The organism is Streptomyces sp., from assembly GCF_035645055.1.
GTDB lineage: Bacteria > Actinomycetota > Actinomycetes > Streptomycetales > Streptomycetaceae > Streptomyces.
The window spans coordinates 59595-77430 of record NZ_DASQNH010000034.1 but is presented as its reverse complement, the minus strand read 5'-3'; the positions used below and the strand labels follow the sequence as shown (position 1 = coordinate 77430).

Sequence of the window (17836 nt, the reverse complement as noted above, 5' to 3'; positions counted from 1 at the left end):
CGGCCGGGGGGTGCGCAGCCGCTCACTCCTCGGCCGCACCGGCATCGAACGAACCGTCCGCCTCCTCGCGCAGGTGGTCGAGCAGTCTCATCGCCTTCAGGGTGTGCGGGTGATCCGCGCCCAGCACGCGTCGCCGGCGGGTGAGGGTGTCCTCGCCCAGCGCGCGGGCCTCCTCCACCCGCCCCAGCCCCGCCAGGGCGATGGCCAGGCCGTAGGCGGTGGTCAGGGTGTCGGGGCGGTCTCGTCCCAGCACGTGTCGCTGGCGGGTGAGGGTGTCCTCGCCCAGCTTGCGGGCTTCCTCCAGTTCACCGAGCGTCCTCAGGTCGGCGGCCAGGTTGTAGGCGGTGTCCAGGGTGTCGGGGTGGTCTTCTCCCAGAACGCGTCGCTGGCGCGTGAGGGTGTCCTCGCCCAGCGCGCAGGCTCCCTCCAGTTCACCGAGTTTCCCCAGCTGGGCGGCCAGGTTGTAGGCGGTGTTCAGGGTGTTGGGGTGGTCTTCCCCCAGGACCCACCGCTGGCGGGTGAGGGTGTCCTCGCCCAGCGTGCGGGCTTCTTCCGCGTGTCCCAGCCCCGCCAGGTGGGTGGCCAGGTTGTAGGCGGTGCTCAGGGTGTCGGGATCGTCTTCGCCGAGGACCCGTCGCTGGCGGGTGAGGGTGTCCTCGGTCAGGGCGCGGGCTTCTTCCGCGCGCCCCAGTCTCGCCAGGGTGGCGGCCAGATTGGCGGCGGTGTTCAGGGTGTTGGGGTGGTCTTCGCCGAGGACCCGTCGCTGGCGGGTGAGGGTGTCCTCGGTCAGGGTGCGGGCTTCCTCCGTGCGCTCCAGTCGCGCCAGATCGACCGCCAGGCTGGCGGCGGTGGACAGGGTGTCCGGGTGGTCCTCGCCCAGGACCCGCCGACGGCGCCGCAGCGTGTCCTCGTCGAGGGTCCGGGCACGCTCGTCGTCCTGGGTGTCGTTGTGGGCCCGGGCCAGGTACTGGGCGGTCCACAGAGTGCCCTCGTGATCGGGACCGAACTGCTGGACCCAGGAGTCGTACAACTGCTGGAGCCGGTCCCGGGCGGGGAGGGCCTGGCCGCGGTCGAGCAGGTACCAGCAGGCGCTGCGCACCACGTCCCGTCCGTGTTCCGTGGTGATGAAGCCGGGCTCGACGGCGAGGCAGTGGGGGAGGAGCGCACTCCAGCCGGGCCAGCCCGCAGGGTCGGTGACCCGTCCGGGGTCGGCCGAGATCAGAAGGGCTTCGGCGTCCCGCCCGGCCCGTCGGCGTTCGTCCGGCGTGAGCTGATCACGCAGGACGTTCTGAGTCAGGCGGTGCAGCTGGACGGCGCCGTCCTGGACGCGGGCCAGGCTGTGCCGTGTGATGGCGTGCAGGGCGGTGCTGGTGGACAGCCGGCCGGCCAGCGCCTCCGTCATGGGGCCCGGCAGGCTGCCGGGGAGACGGCCGGCGCAGGCGGTGACGGGGAACTGCTCGGGAGCGAGCAGGGCGAGCGCGAGCAGCAGGGCGGCGGCACCGGGATGGTCGGATTTCAGGCGCTCGAACGTGAGATGCACCTGGGCGGCCAGCGAGGTGGGGTAATTGGCGGGACGTCCCTCGGCCAGGACGCTGGCCGTGCTGCGGCCCAGCTCGTCCGCCAGATCGGCCGCCGACAGGCCCCCGGACAGAAGTGCCGCGGCCTGGGCGACGGCGAGGGGCAAGTCGTCCAGCGCGTCGGCGAGTTGGTCGGCGTCCGCCTCGTCGAGGGTGCTGCGATGGGCATGCAGCAGCGCACGCGACTCCGCCCGTGTGAAGACGTCGATGCCCAGCGGAGTCGCGTGCGTGTGCCAGTGCGGGTTGCGGGAGGTGATGAGCACGTGGCCGCTGCCGCCCGGCAGGTACGGAGTCAGAGCCTCCGGATTCTCGATGTTGTCGAAGACCAGCAGCCAGCGCGACCGGGTGCGCAGTTCGCCCAGCAGCGCGTCCACGGCATCGGCGGCCGGCGCGCCGGCCGGGGCCGCGCCGACACGGGCGGCGAGGGCGGCGAGCTGGTCGGGGACGAGGGCGGGGTCCTCGGAGGGGATCCACCAGGCCAGCTCGTACTCACCGGCGAAGCGGTGCGCGTACTCGATGGCGAGCTGGGTCTTGCCGACACCGCCGCGCCCGTGCAGGGCCTGGACGGCGACCCGGCAGTCGGCGGCGAGGGCCTGGCGCAGCCGGACGAGAAGGGAGTCGCGGCCGGTGAAGGAGGCGTTGCGGGCGGGCACGTTCCAGACCCGGGGAAGGGAGCCGGGCAGGCGGGGACCGGTCGCGCCCAACTGCCGTAACGCGCCGCCGGGATAGGCGGGCCGGGAGGCGGGGCGGCTCGGTCCGTCGACGGCCGCGAGCAGGGCGCGGCGGGCGGCGTCCTCGTCCAGGCCGTACAGATCGCGGGCGACGAGGGGGCGCAGGATCGGCGGCGCCACGACCTCGGCGATCCGGACCGGAGTGATCTTCTCCTTCATCGCCACGACCGAGGTCCACTCGGGCGTGGTGAACCGCCCCGGCTCGAAGTACGCCGGGGAGAACAGCGCGAGGAAGCGGCCGCGTTCCAGCGCGGCGTTCATCTTCAGGACGAAGTTGTCGCCCGCGCCCCAGTCCCAGTAGTCCAGCTCGACCTGGTGACCGGCGTCGACGAGCTGCCACGCCACCCACTCGGCCCACGCCCGGTCCGCCCCCGCGTGACTGACGAACCACGGCCCGTCGGTCGTCTCCGCCCCGGTCATCCCACCCCCGCGTTCCGGCATCAACGCATTGAACATCCGAGGTTAGAGGTCCCCGTCGTCGGCTGTACGCCGTTCGCCGAGCCCTGGAGGGACGCCGAGCCGACTATGCTTCCGCCGTCCTGCCCTATTTCGCTGATCCCTCGAACGGACTGGAGCAGCCATGGCCCCCGCGCGTTCGACCGCAGCAGTCCGGAGCCTCGTGACCGTGGGCGTCGGCGCGCTGCTGGCCGGCTGCTCGATATCGGCGAGTGCCGGTGATGCCGAGCCGAAGCTGTCCTCCGACAAGCTCGCCGACACGGTGGCCGAGAAACTTGCGGACACCACCGGTCAGCCGGAGCCGGATGTCACCTGCCCCGAGGACCTGCCCGGGAAGGCGGGCACCACTACCCGCTGCACCCTGACCGCCGGTGACGGCAGCACCCTGGGCGTGACGGTCACTGTCTCCTCGGTGGAGGGAGACCGCATCAACTTCGACATCAAGGCCGACGAGACGGCCTCACCCGCCGCGGACTGAGGCTTGAGCCGCACTCCTGCCCCCTGCGGGGCCGGACCGCGCGATGGTGGGGAGTGCGGGCGGCGGTGAGGTGTGGGACGTGTTGTCCCCCTCAGGGTCCCCCTCCTGCGGAATTAGTCGGCTGTGGTCGGTGCCGAGCGTCACCGTCGTCTGCCTCAGCCGTTGATCCGATCATGATTCACACCAGTACGGTCGGCTCCCTTCCGACACTGCCGCACCGCCCTTACCTGACGTGGGCCCCGCCCGTGGGCACCGTCCATCTGACGGCGGACGCCGCAGATCTGCATCCGCGGAGGGGCAACTGGCATGGCTGGGTTCGCGCATCCGCTCTCACGCATATCGCGGCGAAGCCCGATGCGGCGACCACGCTCAACGCCACGCGGGGATTTCTGCACGACAGCGACGAGAACAGGCGCCTGGCCGAGATGCTGCGTCACCGGCCCGAAGACTTCGGAGCGGCGGGTGAGCCGATCGTCCTGTGGGCCAGGCACATCGAGGTCTCCAGGCACCCCGGTTCCCGCATCACCCTTCACCTTCATGGGCCGGAATGCGTCAACGGGTTTCAGTCGCTCACCACGATCGCCCACTGCGGCAGGGAGCTGGAGCCGGCGCGGCTGGACCGGGCGTTCGCACGTGTAGACGTGGTCACAGGCCCTGAGGAAGACCTCGCTCGGCTGCGGCGCCTGCATTACGAATCCCGTCTGTACTCCAACGCGGTCCGGCCGCAGGACAACCTGTCACGCTGTGCCCATCTCGCCCGCATCCGCGCGCAGTATCAGGACGATGGGATCGACTTCGACTGGCGTCGCGGAGTCGTTGCCGGACCTCACACGGGCAGCTACGACATCGGCATGGTGTTCCGTGCTCTCGCCTGCTTCCACGGCACCGCCGGCCCGGAGCTGATCCACAGAGTGGGGACCGACGAGGGGCTCGACGCAACGTGGTCCGATCTCGACGACCGCGCCTATCGGGCGCTCATGAACGACGGCGTACAAGCGGTGGGTGTCCAGCGGGCTTTGGAGACCTACTCCGCGGCGCTGCGCGAGATCGCGCGACTGAACAACTGGTCCGTGGCCGGTCACCGGCATCTGATCAAGTACGCGCCCGACCTCGTCATCTGGACGGCGGCCCGACGCCTGCCCCTCGACGAGCTGCACCGCGATGGCGGAGGTGGCTTCAGGTGGGGAACGGACGAGGGCAATGACGCGTTCCGCCACATGATCAGGGCCGCGGCCGATGAACTCGTCGCGGCGTACCAGGTGGTTTCACCGAAGCCGTCCGGGCCGGGACGCAAGAATTACAAGGGAGAAGCCGACCGCTTGGACGTCTGGTTGAAGATCGTCAGTCGTCTTCCGCGCCTTGGCAAGCTGTGAGCCCGCCGGCCATCCTCGTTCTTCTATCGCCACCCCACTCCGCCCGGCGCACCGTGATCGGGGCCGGGCGAGGCGGAGTTGCCGCTGTCGACGGAAGCCTCAACCCGTGGCAGCCATTTCCTCCGACGACGCGCGTCGGGACGGAGGGCGGTCCAGATGGGCCACCACCGTGGCGTAGAACCGGTGCACGGCGTCGTCGACACTGCGAATGAAGCCGGACTCGGCGTTGCCGCGGCTGCTGCCCATGCCTTTGAAGAGGGAGAGCCGGAAGCCGGTGATCTGCGCGCCGTTCTTCGGCAGCATGTCCCCCGGCTCGGGCCGCAGGCGTTCCAATGTGCCTCGCGGCCCTCCCGTCTCACCTTCGACCAGCGTTTCGACGTGGAGGTCGGCCGGGGCCTCGGCCAGCCGCCTGACCAGACGCTTCGCCCAGCTCAAGGGGTAACCCTGAGTCGGCGCCGGAATGTCGATGCACGTGCGGAGCTTTCCGGTGCGGAGGTCGGCCGCGACGGCGAGTACGCCGGGCGTGCCCTCGATGCGAAGTTCGGCGTGCAGCTTTCCTTCGAGGCAGAGCTGGTCGGCCAGGAGAGCGCGCCGGGTGCCAGGATCGACTCCGCGCTTGGTGCGCTTGACCGGGAGCACCTTCTGACCGAGTTCGCCACCGAGGCGCAGACACACCTGACGGATCAGCCGCTCCCAGTTCTCCACCACTTCGAGGGCTCGGGGGTCCCCGTGGCACAGTGTTTCGTCGTCGATGCCGTTGCGTACGGGCACCCAGGACGAGCCCATGTTCTGGAAGCCGTGGCATCCGGAATTCTCATGCTGGAGATAGTTGAGCAGCTCCTGGAGCAGCCAGGCATGGGCCATGTTGCCCACGCCTTCGTGCCGGATGAGCATCTGCGCCTGGTGGGCGACCTCCGCCCAGGACAGATGCCAGAGCGCCACCTTGTGCTTGCGCCGCCCGTCGACCTTGACGTCGACCAGCGGAATGCCGTCCAGCGCGACGTCGTTCGACAACGTGATGACGGCCTCGTAGCCGCGGCGCGCGGCGATGTCCATGTACGCCTGGACCTGTTCGGCCTTGAGGGCGTTCCCGTTGGTCTTGGTCTCGACCAGGGCCGTCCACAGCTTGCCGGCCCGCTCGACCCGGATCACTCCGTCCGGCCGCCGAGGCGTGTCACCGTGCGGCAGCGAGACTTCGGCGAATGTCTCCATGCGGCCGGCCGGCGCTCCGAACGCGGCGGTGAGTCGCCTGCCGAATTCCGGGATCTGCGCCATCACCGACAGCAGCACCGAGGTCGCACGCATTTCGCGGTCCCGGTCGCTCTTGAGCGCCGAGACCGGGAAGAGCCGAGCCGCCTTCCAGGAGTCGTTCTCCGAGAGGGACGCCTTGGTCACCCTCGGCAGGGTGACTTTCTTCTTGGCGGTGCGCGGCCGTGCGGAACCCTTCTTCGGTTCCTCGTCGGCGACAGGTCGCCTGGGGGCCGGGACAGCCTCCAACACGGCCGGCTGCCGAGCCGGGGGTGCCGCCGCCATGGACTCTGACTGGTCGTCACCACCCGCGTCGTCCACCGTCTCACCGGCGGCATCGTCCTCGATGTCCACGCCGAAGTCGGTCGCCAGACCCGCGAGGCCCGACTCGTAGCCCTGCCCGACGGCCCGGAGCTTCCACTCCCCGCCGCGGCGGTACAGCTCTCCGAAGATGAACGCGCTCACCGATCCCGGATCAACGATCGCGAACCTGAGCAGGCTCTCGCCGGAGCTGTCGGCCAACGTGAGCTGCAGGTCGTTCAGTTCCCCGAAGTGCGCCCCGTCGTACCGGCTGGCCGCCACGACGATCCGGTCAATCTCCTGCGGGACCGCCGTCAGGTCGAAACTGATCCGGTCCTGATTGCCGCTCCCCGTGGGGGCCTTGCCCAGGAGCTGCACGCTCCCGTCGGCGGCAACCGGGTTGTTGTAGAAGTAGAAATCGGCGTCGCTGCGCACTTTGCCGTCCGTGTTCAACAACAGCACGGAGACGTCCGCGTCGCCCTCGCCCGTCGGGCTGGTCCAGTCCAGGCTCACGATGACGGACTCGGCGCTTTCACTGAGGGCCGCCAAACCCACGTTGGCACCCTTGATCAACTCGTACATGACCCCCCACCCCAAAAGCGCACGTCAGTACGGGCCCCACCCGTTGTGACGTGGCGCACACTAACTGCACAGCGAAACTTTAGTACTTGACGAGTGGGTTCCGGGGCGGGAACGAGACGACTGCGCGGGCCGATCGAGGGCGGCCTCTGCGAACCGCGGCAAACGGCGACGCCCCCGCGGCCGTTAAGGCGACGGGGGCGTCGGTCGTACCGAACGGCTCGGTTACTTCACCGGCTCCGGCTCCGGCTCGTTCTCGGTTTCCGGCTCGTCCGCCGGGTCGGCCGGGGTCTTGACCGAGTCCAGGAGGAGCTGCGCGACGTCGACGACCTGGATGGACTCCTTGGCCTTGCCGTCGTTCTTCTTGCCGTTGACCGAGTCGGTGAGCATGACCAGGCAGAAGGGGCAGGCGGTGGAGACGATGTCGGGGTTCACCGACAGCGCCTCGTCGACGCGCTCGTTGTTGATGCGCTTGCCGATGCGCTCTTCCATCCACATGCGCGCGCCGCCGGCGCCGCAGCAGAAGCCGCGTTCCTTGTGGCGGTGCATCTCCTCGTTGCGCAGGCCGGGAACCTTGCCGATGATCTCGCGCGGAGGCGTGTAGATCTTGTTGTGGCGGCCCAGGTAGCACGGGTCGTGATAGGTGATGATGCCCTCGACCGGGGTCACCGGGATCAGCTTGCCCTCGTCGACGAGGTGCTGGAGCAGCTGGGTGTGGTGGATGACCTCGTAGTCACCGCCGAGCTGCGGGTACTCGTTGCCGAGCGTGTTGAGGCAGTGCGGGCAGGTGGCGACGATCTTCTTCGCCGACTTGGGCTTCGCGGACTCCGGGACGACCTTGCCCTCGTCGTCCAGCTCCTCGCCGAACGCCGTGTTCAGGGCCATCACGTTCTCCATGCCCAGTTCCTGGAACAACGGCTCGTTGCCCAGGCGGCGGGCGGAGTCGCCCGTGCACTTCTCGTCGCCGCCCATGATCGCGAACTTGACGCCCGCGATGTGGAGGAGTTCCGCGAAGGCCTTGGTGGTCTTCTTCGCGCGGTCCTCCAGGGCGCCGGCGCAGCCGACCCAGTACAGGTATTCCACCTCGGAGAGGTCTTCGATGTCCTTGCCGACGACCGGGACCTCGAAGTCGACCTCCTTGGTCCACTCCAGGCGCTGCTTCTTCGCCAGGCCCCAGGGGTTGCCCTTCTTCTCCAGGTTCTTGAGCATCGTGCCCGCCTCGGAGGGGAAGGCCGACTCGATCATGACCTGGTAGCGGCGCATGTCGACGATGTGGTCGATGTGCTCGATGTCCACCGGGCACTGCTCGACGCAGGCGCCGCAGGTGGTGCAGGACCACAGGACGTCCGGGTCGATGACGCCGTTCTCTTCGAGGGTGCCGATCAGGGGGCGCTCGGCCTCGGCCAGCGCGGACGCGGGGACGTCCTGCAAAGCCTCGGCGGACGCCTTCTCCTCGCCCTCCATCGTCTTGCCGCCGCCCGCCAGCAGGTACGGCGCCTTGGCGTGGGCGTGGTCCCGCAGGGACATGATCAGCAGCTTCGGTGAGAGCGGCTTGCCGGTGTTCCACGCGGGGCACTGCGACTGGCAGCGGCCGCACTCGGTGCAGGTGGAGAAGTCGAGCAGGCCCTTCCAGGAGAACTGCTCGACCTGGGAGACACCGAAGACGTCGTCGTCGCCCGGGTCCTCGAAGTTGATCGGCTTGCCGCCCGACGTCATGGGCTGGAGGCCGCCGAGGGCCGTGGAGCCGTCCGCGTTGCGCTTGAACCAGATGTTCGGGAAGGCCAGGAAGCGGTGCCAGGCCACGCCCATGTTGGTGTTGAGCGAGACCGTGATCATCCAGATCATGGTCGTGCTCAGCTTGATCATGGCGAACAGGTAGACCAGCGTCTGGAGCGTGGAGACGCTCAGGCCCTTCAGGGCCAGGATCACCGGGTACGAGGCGAAGTACGCGGCCTCGTAGTGGTCGACGTGATGCAGGGCGCCCTCCAGGGCGCGCAGCATGTAGATGGCCAGGCCGATGGTGAGGATGATCCACTCGACGAAGTAGGCCTGGCCCATCTTCGAGCCGGCGAAGCGGGACTTGCGGCCCGGCCGGGACGGCAGGTTCAGCAGGCGGATCACCATCAGCACGGCGATGCCGAGGGTGGTCATCGCGCCGATGAACTCGATGTACATCTCGTACGGCAGGAAGCCGCCGAGCACCGGCAGGGTCCAGTCGGCCTGGAAGAGCTGGCCGTACGCGGTGATGATCGTCGGCGGCAGCGTCAGGAAGCCGATGGCCACGAACCAGTGGGCGACGCCGACGATGCCCCAGCGGTTCATCCGGGTGTGCCCCAGGAACTCGCGGACCAGGGTCACGCTGCGCTGGTAGGGGTTGTCCGTGCGGGTGCCTGCGGGGACCGGCTGTCCCAGCTTGAAGTACCTGACGAACTGGCCGATCGCGCGTGCGAGCAGCGCCACGCCGACCACGGTCAGGACCAGCGACACGATGATCGCGGCGAGTTGCATTGGGGGCTCCTCGGGCCTGCGAGGGAGATTACTAAGCGGTAACTTATGCAGTCCGTCTGAGACTACCCGTATCTTCCGCCGCACTGTAGCCGGGCGCGGGGTGATCTGAATCGCTGAGGCTTGCCTCAGCGTTGCGGGGGACCTGGTGGGTCGACTGAAGGACGTTACTCGTATCAAAATGGGGCATACGGCGCCAGGTCAATGTTTTGCGCTCCCGGTGCCGATGGTGTCGTCCGGTCGAGCGGGAGCCGGTTGCGTGTAAGCGGTGGATAAGAGTTGAGTCCGCTTGGCTCAGGTCTGTTGACCCAGCGGTGAGCGTCAGGCACACTTGAGCCTGTTCCACTCAAGTCGCTGGAGGAATCAACCATGGCACGTGCGGTCGGCATCGACCTGGGCACGACTAACTCCGTCGTCAGCGTTCTGGAGGGCGGCGAGCCCACCGTCATCACCAACGCCGAGGGCGCCAGGACCACGCCGTCCGTCGTCGCCTTCGCCAAGAACGGCGAGGTGCTGGTCGGCGAGGTGGCCAAGCGCCAGGCGGTCACCAACGTCGACAGGACCATCCGGTCGGTCAAGCGCCACATGGGCACCGACTGGAAGATCGAGCTGGACGGCAAGCCCTTCAACCCGCAGCAGATCAGCGCCTTCGTGCTGCAGAAGCTCAAGCGGGACGCCGAGGCCTACCTGGGCGAGAAGGTGACCGACGCGGTCATCACCGTCCCGGCGTACTTCAACGACGCCGAGCGTCAGGCCACCAAGGAGGCCGGCGAAATCGCCGGTCTGAACGTGCTGCGCATCGTCAACGAGCCGACGGCCGCCGCCCTGGCGTACGGCCTCGACAAGGACGACCAGACCATCCTGGTCTTCGACCTCGGTGGCGGTACGTTCGACGTCTCGCTGCTGGAGATCGGCGACGGCGTCGTCGAGGTGAAGGCCACCAACGGTGACAACCACCTCGGTGGTGACGACTGGGACCAGCGCGTCGTCGACTACCTGGTCAAGCAGTTCCAGTCCGGTCACGGCGTGGACCTGTCCAAGGACAAGATGGCCCTGCAGCGTCTGCGCGAGGCCGCCGAGAAGGCCAAGATCGAGCTGTCGTCCTCGACGGAGACCTCGATCAACCTTCCCTACATCACCGCCTCCGCCGAGGGCCCCCTGCACCTCGACGAGAAGCTGACCCGCGCCCAGTTCCAGCAGCTGACCGCGGACCTGCTGGAGCGCTGCAAGACGCCGTTCCACAACGTCATCAAGGACGCCGGCATCTCCATCAACGAGATCGACCACGTCGTCCTCGTGGGTGGCTCCACCCGTATGCCCGCCGTCGCCGAGCTCGTCAAGGAGCTGACCGGCGGCAAGGAGGCCAACAAGGGTGTGAACCCGGACGAGGTCGTCGCCATCGGCGCCTCGCTCCAGGCCGGTGTCCTCAAGGGCGAGGTCAAGGACGTCCTGCTGCTCGACGTCACCCCGCTGTCCCTCGGCATCGAGACCAAGGGCGGCATCATGACCAAGCTCATCGAGCGGAACACGACGATCCCGACCAAGCGGTCCGAGATCTTCACCACCGCCGAGGACAACCAGCCGTCCGTGCAGATCCAGGTCTACCAGGGCGAGCGCGAGATCGCGGCGTACAACAAGAAGCTCGGCATGTTCGAGCTGACCGGTCTGCCCCCGGCGCCGCGCGGCGTCCCGCAGATCGAGGTCTCCTTCGACATCGACGCCAACGGCATCATGCACGTCACGGCGAAGGACCTCGGCACCGGCAAGGAGCAGAAGATGACCGTCACCGGCGGCTCCTCGCTCCCCAAGGAAGAGGTCGACCGCATGCGCGAGGAGGCCGAGCGCTACGCGGAGGAGGACCACAAGCGCCGCGAGGCCGCCGAGACCCGCAACCAGGGCGAGCAGCTGGTCTACCAGACGGAGAAGTTCCTCAAGGACAACGAGGACAAGGTCCCCGGCGAGATCAAGACCGAGGTCGAGGAGGCCGTCGCCGAGCTGAAGGAGAAGCTCAAGGGCGAGGACACCGCCGAGATCCGCACCGCCACCGAGAAGGTCGCGGCCGTCTCGCAGAAGCTGGGCCAGGCGATGTACGCCGACGCCCAGGGCGCGCAGGCCGCCGGCGGCGCCTCCGCCGACGCCGGTGCCGGTGAGGGCAAGGCCGACGACGACGTCGTGGACGCCGAGATCGTGGACGACGAGCGCAAGGACGGTGCCGCGTGACGGAGGAGACCCCGGGTTTCGAGGAGAAGCCCGACGTCCCCTCCGGCGCCACCCCTGACGACGCCGAGCCGAAGGCCGCCTCCCCCTCTCCGGAGGAGGGGGCGGCCCCGGCCGGGGACGCGAACGAGACGGCGGGTCTGGTGGCCCAGCTGGACCAGGTGCGCACGGCGCTGGGCGAGCGGACGGCGGACCTCCAGCGGCTCCAGGCCGAGTACCAGAACTACCGCCGCCGGGTCGAGCGCGACCGTATCGCGGTCAAGGAGATCGCGATCGCGAACCTCCTGACCGAGCTGCTGCCCGTCCTCGACGACATCGGGCGCGCGCGGGAGCACGGTGAACTCGTCGGCGGCTTCAAGTCGGTGGCGGAGTCGCTGGAGACCGTCGCGGCCAAGATGGGCCTCCAGCAGTTCGGCAAGGAGGGCGAGCCCTTCGACCCGACGATCCACGAGGCCCTGATGCACAGTTACGCTCCGGACGTCACGGAGACGACCTGCGTCGCGATCCTCCAGCCGGGGTATCGCATCGGCGAGCGCACCATCCGCCCCGCGCGGGTCGCCGTCGCCGAGCCCCAGCCGGGCGCGCAGACGGTCAAGGCCGAGGACCCGGAGAACGCCGAGGGCGCCGCGGGTGCGGAGAAGGCCGACGACAAGGAGAACGGTGGCCCGGAGGAGGGCTGACGTAATCACGCACGCAGGAGAGGAGGGACGTCGAGGATGAGCACCAAGGACTTCATCGAGAAGGACTACTACAAGGTCCTCGGCGTCCCCAAGGACGCCACCGAGGCCGAGATCAAGAAGGCGTACCGGAAGCTCGCCCGCGAGTTCCACCCGGACGCCAACAAGGGCAACGTCAAGGCCGAGGAACGCTTCAAGGAGATCTCCGAGGCGAACGACGTCCTCGGCGACCCGAAGAAGCGCAAGGAGTACGACGAGGCACGCGCGCTCTTCGGCAACGGCGGCTTCCGGCCCGGCCCCGGCGCCGCCGGCGGCACGTTCAACTTCGACCTGGGCGACCTCTTCGGCGGCGCCCAGGGCGGGGCGGGCGGCGGCTTCGGCGGCGGGCTCGGTGACGTCTTCGGGGGCCTGTTCAACCGGGGCGGGGCCGGCACCACGCGCACCCAGCCCCGTCGTGGCCAGGACATCGAGTCCGAGGTCACCCTGAGTTTCACCGAGGCGATCGAGGGCGCCACCGTCCCGCTGCGGATGTCCTCCCAGGCGCCGTGCAAGGCCTGTTCCGGGACCGGCGACAAGAACGGCACACCGCGCGTGTGCCCGACCTGCGTCGGTACCGGCCAGGTGGCGCGCGGCTCCGGCGGCGGCTTCTCGCTCACCGACCCCTGCCCGGACTGCAAGGGCCGCGGTCTGATCGCCGAGCAGCCGTGTGACGTCTGCCTGGGCAGCGGACGGGCCAAGTCGTCGCGGACCATGCAGGTGCGTATCCCGGCGGGCGTCTCCGACGGGCAGCGCATCCGGCTGCGCGGCAAGGGCGCGCCGGGCGAGCGCGGCGGACCGGCGGGCGACCTGTATGTGGTCGTGCACGTCAAGGAGCACCCCGTCTTCGGCCGCAAGGGCGACAACCTCACCGTCACCGTCCCCGTCACCTTCGCGGAGGCGGCCCTCGGCGGCGAGGTCCGGGTGCCCACCCTGGGCGGCCCGGCCGTCACCCTGAAGCTGCCGCCGGGCACGCCCAACGGGCGCACCATGCGGGCGCGCGGCAAGGGCGCGGTCCGCAAGGACGGCACCCGCGGGGACCTGCTGGTCACCGTGGAGGTGAGTGTTCCGGGGGACCTGTCGGGGAAGGCTCGTGACGCACTCGAGGCGTATCGCGAGGCGACCGCGGGCGAGGACCCGCGGGCGGAGCTGTTCGAGGCCGCGAAGGGAGCATGAGTCAGATGGATGGCCGTCGTCCCCGCCAGCGCGGGGGTTTTTCCCCGTACGAACTGACCGACGAGACCCCGGTCTACGTCATTTCGGTGGCGGCCCAGCTGTCCGGCCTGCACCCGCAGACGCTGCGCCAGTACGACCGCCTGGGTCTGGTCTCCCCGGACCGCACCGCCGGCCGCGGCCGCCGCTACTCGGCCCGTGACATCGAACTGCTCCGCCAGGTGCAGCAGCTGTCGCAGGACGAGGGCATCAACCTGGCCGGCATCAAGCGGATCATCGAACTGGAGAACCAGGTCGCGGCGTTGCAGTCCCGGGTGGCGGAGCTGGAGGCGGCGCTGGACGGGGCGGCGGCGGCCATGCGTCAGCGGGAGGCCGCCGTGCACGCCTCCTACCGGCGCGATCTGGTGCCGTACCAGGAGGTACAGCAGACCAGCGCGCTGGTGGTGTGGCGGCCGAAGCGGCAGCAGCAGTCGTCCGACTGACCGTGACACACGAAGGGGCCCGGAGGTTCAGCCGAACCTCCGGGCCCTCGTGACGTGTCAGGCGGTCAGAGCCAGCTGTCCCAGATGCCGTACGCCCGCTCCCACGTGACCTTCTCGCTGCCCGCGCCGTCGCGGAACACGGCCCGGTAGTAGTACAGCCCGAGACGGTCGTCGTGGACGGTCTGGTCCATATGGGACAGGGTCGTGTCCACCGGGCCCGTGGCGAGCGTGATCCACGAGGCGGTGGCAGGGTCCCACCGCTCCAGACGGGCCTCGGTCCAGCTCTCGCACGGCGGGTCGCCGAGGACCTGGCCGCAGCGGACGGCGAGTTCCGGGTACTGGTCCGTGCCGATCCAGGTGCCGGTCCAGCCCGCGGGGCGGGTGTCGGGCAGAGTGACCCGCACCTCCGCCGGGTGGAAGGTGTCCGGACCCTCGTCCAGGTAGACCCGGTCGGTGGCGGCCACCCGGTAGACGTGCTCGCGCCCGTCCGGCAGCGTCGGGCAGAGGATCTCGGTCTCGGCCAGCGAGTCGCCCGTCACGCAGTTCCTCGTCCACACCGTCCCGCCCGTCTCCGGGTCGGCGGTGCCCTGCCAGACGTAGTACTCGATGACGTCGTCGTCGGCCGGCGGGTTCCAGGTGAGCCGGACACCCATCGGGACGACCTCGGCCTTCAGATCGGCGACCGGGGCGGGCCGCACGGTGTCGCCCATGGCGGCCGTGACGGGCGCGCTCGCCGCGGAGCGGTGCCCGTGGCGGTCGACGGCGACGATCCGGTACTCGTACGTGGTCTCGGAGGCGCCCGAACCCTCCACGCAGGAGGCGTACACCACCGCGTTGGGCCAGGTGACGTAGGCCGGGTCGAGGTCGTCGCGGGCCGGGACGATGTGCGTGGACGGCGGCTGCGGGGCGCTCGTGCCGTCCATCGGCGAGCACTGCTCGACGGTCGTGCTCTCGCCGGTCGCCGGATCCGTCCGCACGATCTCGTACGTGGGCAGGTTGGCGTCGTTCACCGCCCACGGGTCGGTGCTGCGCCAGGACAGCGAGACGGCGTCGCCCCAGCGGCCCGCGGTGAGCTGGTACGGCGCGATGGCCTCGGGGCGCTCCGCCATCTTCAACGTGATCACGGCGGGCGCGGAGGCGTTGCCGACGGCGTCGAACGCGCGCACCGCGTACCGGTATTCGTCGGCGACGGCCGACTGCTGCAGCGGCACCACGTCGTTCCGCGTGGTGGCGGCGGTGTCGCCGAGGGCCTTGAGCCAGCCGCCGGTCGCGGGGTCGTGCTGGAGCACCTCGTAGCGGACGGCGTCCGGGGCGGCCTCCCACACCAGGTGCGGAACGCCGGACCGGTATGCGACCCGGGCGTTCGCCGGGACCGCCGGCGGCACCCCGTCGGTGACCTTGACCGTGGTGGCGGCGGAGTACACCGACCAGTTCCCGGCCGCGTCCCTGGCCCGGCCCCGGTAGGTGGCCCGAGTGCCGTCGGCGGCGCGGCCACGGTCGCAGAACGCGCCCTTCGCGCCCGTGTAGACCGTCGTCCAGGTCCCGGTCGCCGGGTCCTGGCGCTGTGCCTGGTACTCGGCGATGTCGGCCTGGTTCGCGGCGGTGGTGACCAGCTCGGGACCGGCGACCGTGGCATCGTCCGCGCAGACGTCGATCTCCACGAACGGGGCGGCGGGCGGGGTCCTGTCGACGGTGGTGACGAGCTGGTCGGCGCTGCCGCCGGAGACGTTGCCGGCCTTGTCGACGGCGCGGACCTCGTAGTAGTAACCGGCGCCCGTCTTGGGGAGGGTGCTGTCGGTGTACGACGTGGACGTGGTCGTCGCGAGCGGCGTGCTGCCGAAGGAGGCGCCCTTGAGCCGCCGGTAGACCCGGTAGTTCGCGAGGTCCATCTCCTTGTTCCGGGACCAGGTGAGCCTGGCCTTGCCGGTGGCGGTGTCGTACGAGACGGCGGCACCGGCCGGGGTGAGCGGCCTGACCTTGTCGACGGTGGCGGAGGTCCGCGGCGCGTAGGTGAACTTGACGTCGGCTGCGCCGGTCCAGTTGACGAAGTCGACGCGGAGGGTGTGCTTGCCGGACGGGATCGTCACGTTGACCGTCTTCTTGGCGGTCGTGGAGACGTTCTTCCACAGGTCGACCTTGCGGACGCCGTCGAGGTGGACGCGGATGCCGTCCTGGGCGGCGGCGGAGAAGGCGAAGGGGCCGCCGGAGCCGAAGTCGCGGGTGACGGTCCAGCGGACGCCGAAGTTGTTCGACGGTACGCCGGAGGCGGGTGCGCCGTTGCCCCAGTTCTGGTCGATGGCGCTGTCGCAGTCCGTCTTCTTCGGAGTTCCGGAGAATGTCGTGTTCGCGAAGAACTGCCGCTCGAACACGGGGGACGTGCAACTGGTGGCCGCGGTGGCGGTGGTCGCGGCCGTGGTGAGCACGCCGCCCGCTGTGGCGAGTACCAGGGCGGTGGCCGTGGTGCGTCTGGCTGGGTTCATTCGGTCCTCTGGTCGGGATCGGGCCGCCTGCGGGGCGGTCCTCGTGATCACGACGCGTGCCGGACGGGTTTGGTTGTACGAGGTGAAACGGAATGTGGTGTTGTCATCTCGTTAAGTGGTTTCCCTTGACGCTGGGGCCCGCCGCCGCGTTGGCTTTTCAGTCACATGGGTCGCAAGGGTGCGCCCGAGTCCGGAAGTCACCCCCCGGAAGACAGCAGAAGTGAGTTCCTCCATGCGTCGTCGTATCGCCATATCCGTGGCCGCTTGTTCGTTGGCCCTGCCGCTCGCCGGCTGCGGCATGCTGGGGGCCACGAGCGACGGCGGTGACGCGACCCCGACCAAGGGCAACGACGTCACGGTGGGGCTGCTGCTGCCGGAGAAGGCGAACACCCGTTACGAGAAGTTCGACTACCCCATCATCCGGGAGAAGGTCGCCTCGCTCACGGCGAACCGCGGCAAGGTCGAGTACGCCAACGCCGAGCAGAACGCCGCCAAGCAGGCGCAGCAGATGCAGCAGATGATCGACGACCGGGTGGACGTCATCCTGCTGGACGCGGTGGACGCGCACGCCATCGCCGCGAGTGTGCAGAAGGCCAAGGACGCGGGCATTCCGGTCATCGCGTACGACCGGCTGGCCGAGGGCCCGATCGACGCGTACATCTCCTTCGACAACGAGCTGGTCGGCGAGGTGCAGGGCCGTTCCCTGCTGGAGGCCATGGGGCCGGAGGTCGACACGTCCGACAAGATCGTCATGATGAACGGCTCGCCCACCGACCCGAACGCCAAGCAGTTCAAGTCCGGCGCGCTGTCCGAGCTGAACGGCCGGGTGACGATCGCCTCGTCCTTCGACACCAAGGACTGGAAGCCGGAGAACGCCCAGGCCAACATGGCCGAGGCGATCAAGGTGATCGGCGCGGGCAACATCGCCGGTGTCTACTCCGCCAACGACGGCATGGCGGGCGGCGTCATCAAGGCTCTGGAGGCCGCCGGGGTGACGAAGCTGCCGCCCGTCACGGGGCAGGACGCGGAGCTGGCGGCCGTGCAGCGGATCGTCAGCGGCGAGCAGTACATGAGCGTCTACAAGTCCTACCCGGCCGAGGCCGAGGCCGCCGCCGAGATGGCCGTCGCCAAGGTGCAGGGCAAGGACATCCAGTTCGACGCCCTCACCCGGGACCGGGTCGACAGCCCCACCCACAAGGGCATCCCGGCGCAGCTCGTGTCCGTGGTCGCGCTGACCCGGGAGAACATCAAGCAGACGGTCGTCTCCGACGGCATCTACAAGGTCTCCGAGATCTGCGCCGCGGAGTACAGCGCGGCCTGCGCGGAGCTGGGTCTGCGGTAGCCGCGGGGGCGGAGCCGGTGCACGGCCGCCCGGCGTCAAGGGGAGTTCTCGCCGTACTGGGATGAACTCCCCTTTTTCCTGCCCGAAGCGGGGTGCGGCGGGGTGCTTTTCGGAGGAATCGCCGGGGGCGGGCAACGAGCGGTTGCCATCTGTTGTCGGAATGTGACGGACCGGGGTGGGTG

Annotated in this window: 11 protein-coding genes; 7 read left to right on the top strand and 4 right to left on the bottom strand. The window is 69.5% G+C overall.

The genetic code is table 11. From position 1 onward, the window contains the following. Window positions 1-22 precede the first annotated feature (22 nt). Window positions 23-2749, bottom strand: coding sequence for an FxSxx-COOH system tetratricopeptide repeat protein (fxsT, locus tag VE614_RS11615; RefSeq protein WP_324935448.1), 2727 nt, complete (start codon window positions 2747-2749; stop codon window positions 23-25). Window positions 2750-2888: 139 nt separating this feature from the next. Between fxsT and VE614_RS11610 the strand changes: the two genes are divergently transcribed. Both VE614_RS11610 and VE614_RS11605 read left to right on the top strand, forming a co-directional pair. Then, window positions 2889-3242 (top strand): DUF4333 domain-containing protein, encoded by a 354-nt coding sequence (locus tag VE614_RS11610; RefSeq protein WP_324935446.1) that lies wholly within the window; start codon window positions 2889-2891, stop codon window positions 3240-3242. Between the two features lie 173 nt (window positions 3243-3415). Further along, window positions 3416-4615: an AIPR family protein gene (locus VE614_RS11605; protein ID WP_324935444.1), complete on the top strand. Its 1200-nt coding sequence runs from the start codon at window positions 3416-3418 to the stop codon at window positions 4613-4615. Between the two features lie 99 nt (window positions 4616-4714). Here the strand turns inward: VE614_RS11605 and VE614_RS11600 are convergent, their stop codons facing one another. After that, complete coding sequence (locus VE614_RS11600) at window positions 4715-6745, bottom strand: TerD family protein (RefSeq protein ID WP_324935442.1); 2031 nt, start codon at window positions 6743-6745, stop codon at window positions 4715-4717. 222 nt (window positions 6746-6967) lie between these two features. After that, window positions 6968-9250: a (Fe-S)-binding protein gene (locus tag VE614_RS11595; RefSeq protein ID WP_324935440.1), complete on the bottom strand. Its 2283-nt coding sequence runs from the start codon at window positions 9248-9250 to the stop codon at window positions 6968-6970. 366 nt (window positions 9251-9616) lie between these two features. On the opposite strand from VE614_RS11595, the gene dnaK reads away from it, so the two are divergent. Genes dnaK through VE614_RS11575 form a run of 4 tightly spaced genes read left to right on the top strand, consistent with a single transcriptional unit; the run spans window position 9617 to window position 13832 of the window. After that, on the top strand, window positions 9617-11467 hold the full coding sequence (dnaK, locus tag VE614_RS11590) for a molecular chaperone DnaK (protein ID WP_324935438.1): 1851 nt from the start codon (window positions 9617-9619) through the stop codon (window positions 11465-11467). Then, window positions 11464-12144: a nucleotide exchange factor GrpE gene (gene grpE / locus VE614_RS11585; protein ID WP_324935436.1), complete on the top strand. Its 681-nt coding sequence runs from the start codon at window positions 11464-11466 to the stop codon at window positions 12142-12144. Before dnaK ends, grpE begins: the two co-directional genes overlap by 4 nt. Before the next feature lie 36 nt (window positions 12145-12180). Next, the gene (gene dnaJ, locus VE614_RS11580; protein ID WP_324935434.1) at window positions 12181-13353 is read left to right on the top strand and encodes a molecular chaperone DnaJ; all 1173 of its coding nucleotides are present in this window, start codon (window positions 12181-12183) and stop codon (window positions 13351-13353) included. Window positions 13354-13358: 5 nt separating this feature from the next. Continuing rightward, entirely contained in the window at window positions 13359-13832 is a 474-nt protein-coding gene (locus tag VE614_RS11575; RefSeq protein WP_043502711.1) for a heat shock protein transcriptional repressor HspR, read from the top strand. 65 nt (window positions 13833-13897) lie between these two features. On the opposite strand, the gene VE614_RS11570 is transcribed toward VE614_RS11575, so the two are convergent. Then, complete coding sequence (locus VE614_RS11570) at window positions 13898-16312, bottom strand: PA14 domain-containing protein (protein ID WP_324935432.1); 2415 nt, start codon at window positions 16310-16312, stop codon at window positions 13898-13900. Between the two features lie 232 nt (window positions 16313-16544). On the opposite strand from VE614_RS11570, the gene VE614_RS11565 reads away from it, so the two are divergent. Further along, entirely contained in the window at window positions 16545-17654 is a 1110-nt protein-coding gene (locus tag VE614_RS11565) for a sugar ABC transporter substrate-binding protein (RefSeq protein WP_324935430.1), read from the top strand. Window positions 17655-17836 lie beyond the last annotated feature (182 nt).

Coding starts and splice junctions, on each gene's coding strand:
- VE614_RS11565 (WP_324935430.1), top strand. CDS start 16,545: ATGCGTCGTCGTATCGCCATATCCGTGGCCGCTTGTTCGTTGGCCCTG.
- fxsT (WP_324935448.1), bottom strand. CDS start 2,749: ATGCCGGAACGCGGGGGTGGGATGACCGGGGCGGAGACGACCGACGGG.
- VE614_RS11600 (WP_324935442.1), bottom strand. CDS start 6,745: ATGTACGAGTTGATCAAGGGTGCCAACGTGGGTTTGGCGGCCCTCAGT.
- VE614_RS11575 (WP_043502711.1), top strand. CDS start 13,359: ATGGATGGCCGTCGTCCCCGCCAGCGCGGGGGTTTTTCCCCGTACGAA.
- VE614_RS11570 (WP_324935432.1), bottom strand. CDS start 16,312: ATGAACCCAGCCAGACGCACCACGGCCACCGCCCTGGTACTCGCCACA.
- dnaK (WP_324935438.1), top strand. CDS start 9,617: ATGGCACGTGCGGTCGGCATCGACCTGGGCACGACTAACTCCGTCGTC.
- VE614_RS11605 (WP_324935444.1), top strand. CDS start 3,416: ATGATTCACACCAGTACGGTCGGCTCCCTTCCGACACTGCCGCACCGC.
- VE614_RS11610 (WP_324935446.1), top strand. CDS start 2,889: ATGGCCCCCGCGCGTTCGACCGCAGCAGTCCGGAGCCTCGTGACCGTG.
- dnaJ (WP_324935434.1), top strand. CDS start 12,181: ATGAGCACCAAGGACTTCATCGAGAAGGACTACTACAAGGTCCTCGGC.
- VE614_RS11595 (WP_324935440.1), bottom strand. CDS start 9,250: ATGCAACTCGCCGCGATCATCGTGTCGCTGGTCCTGACCGTGGTCGGC.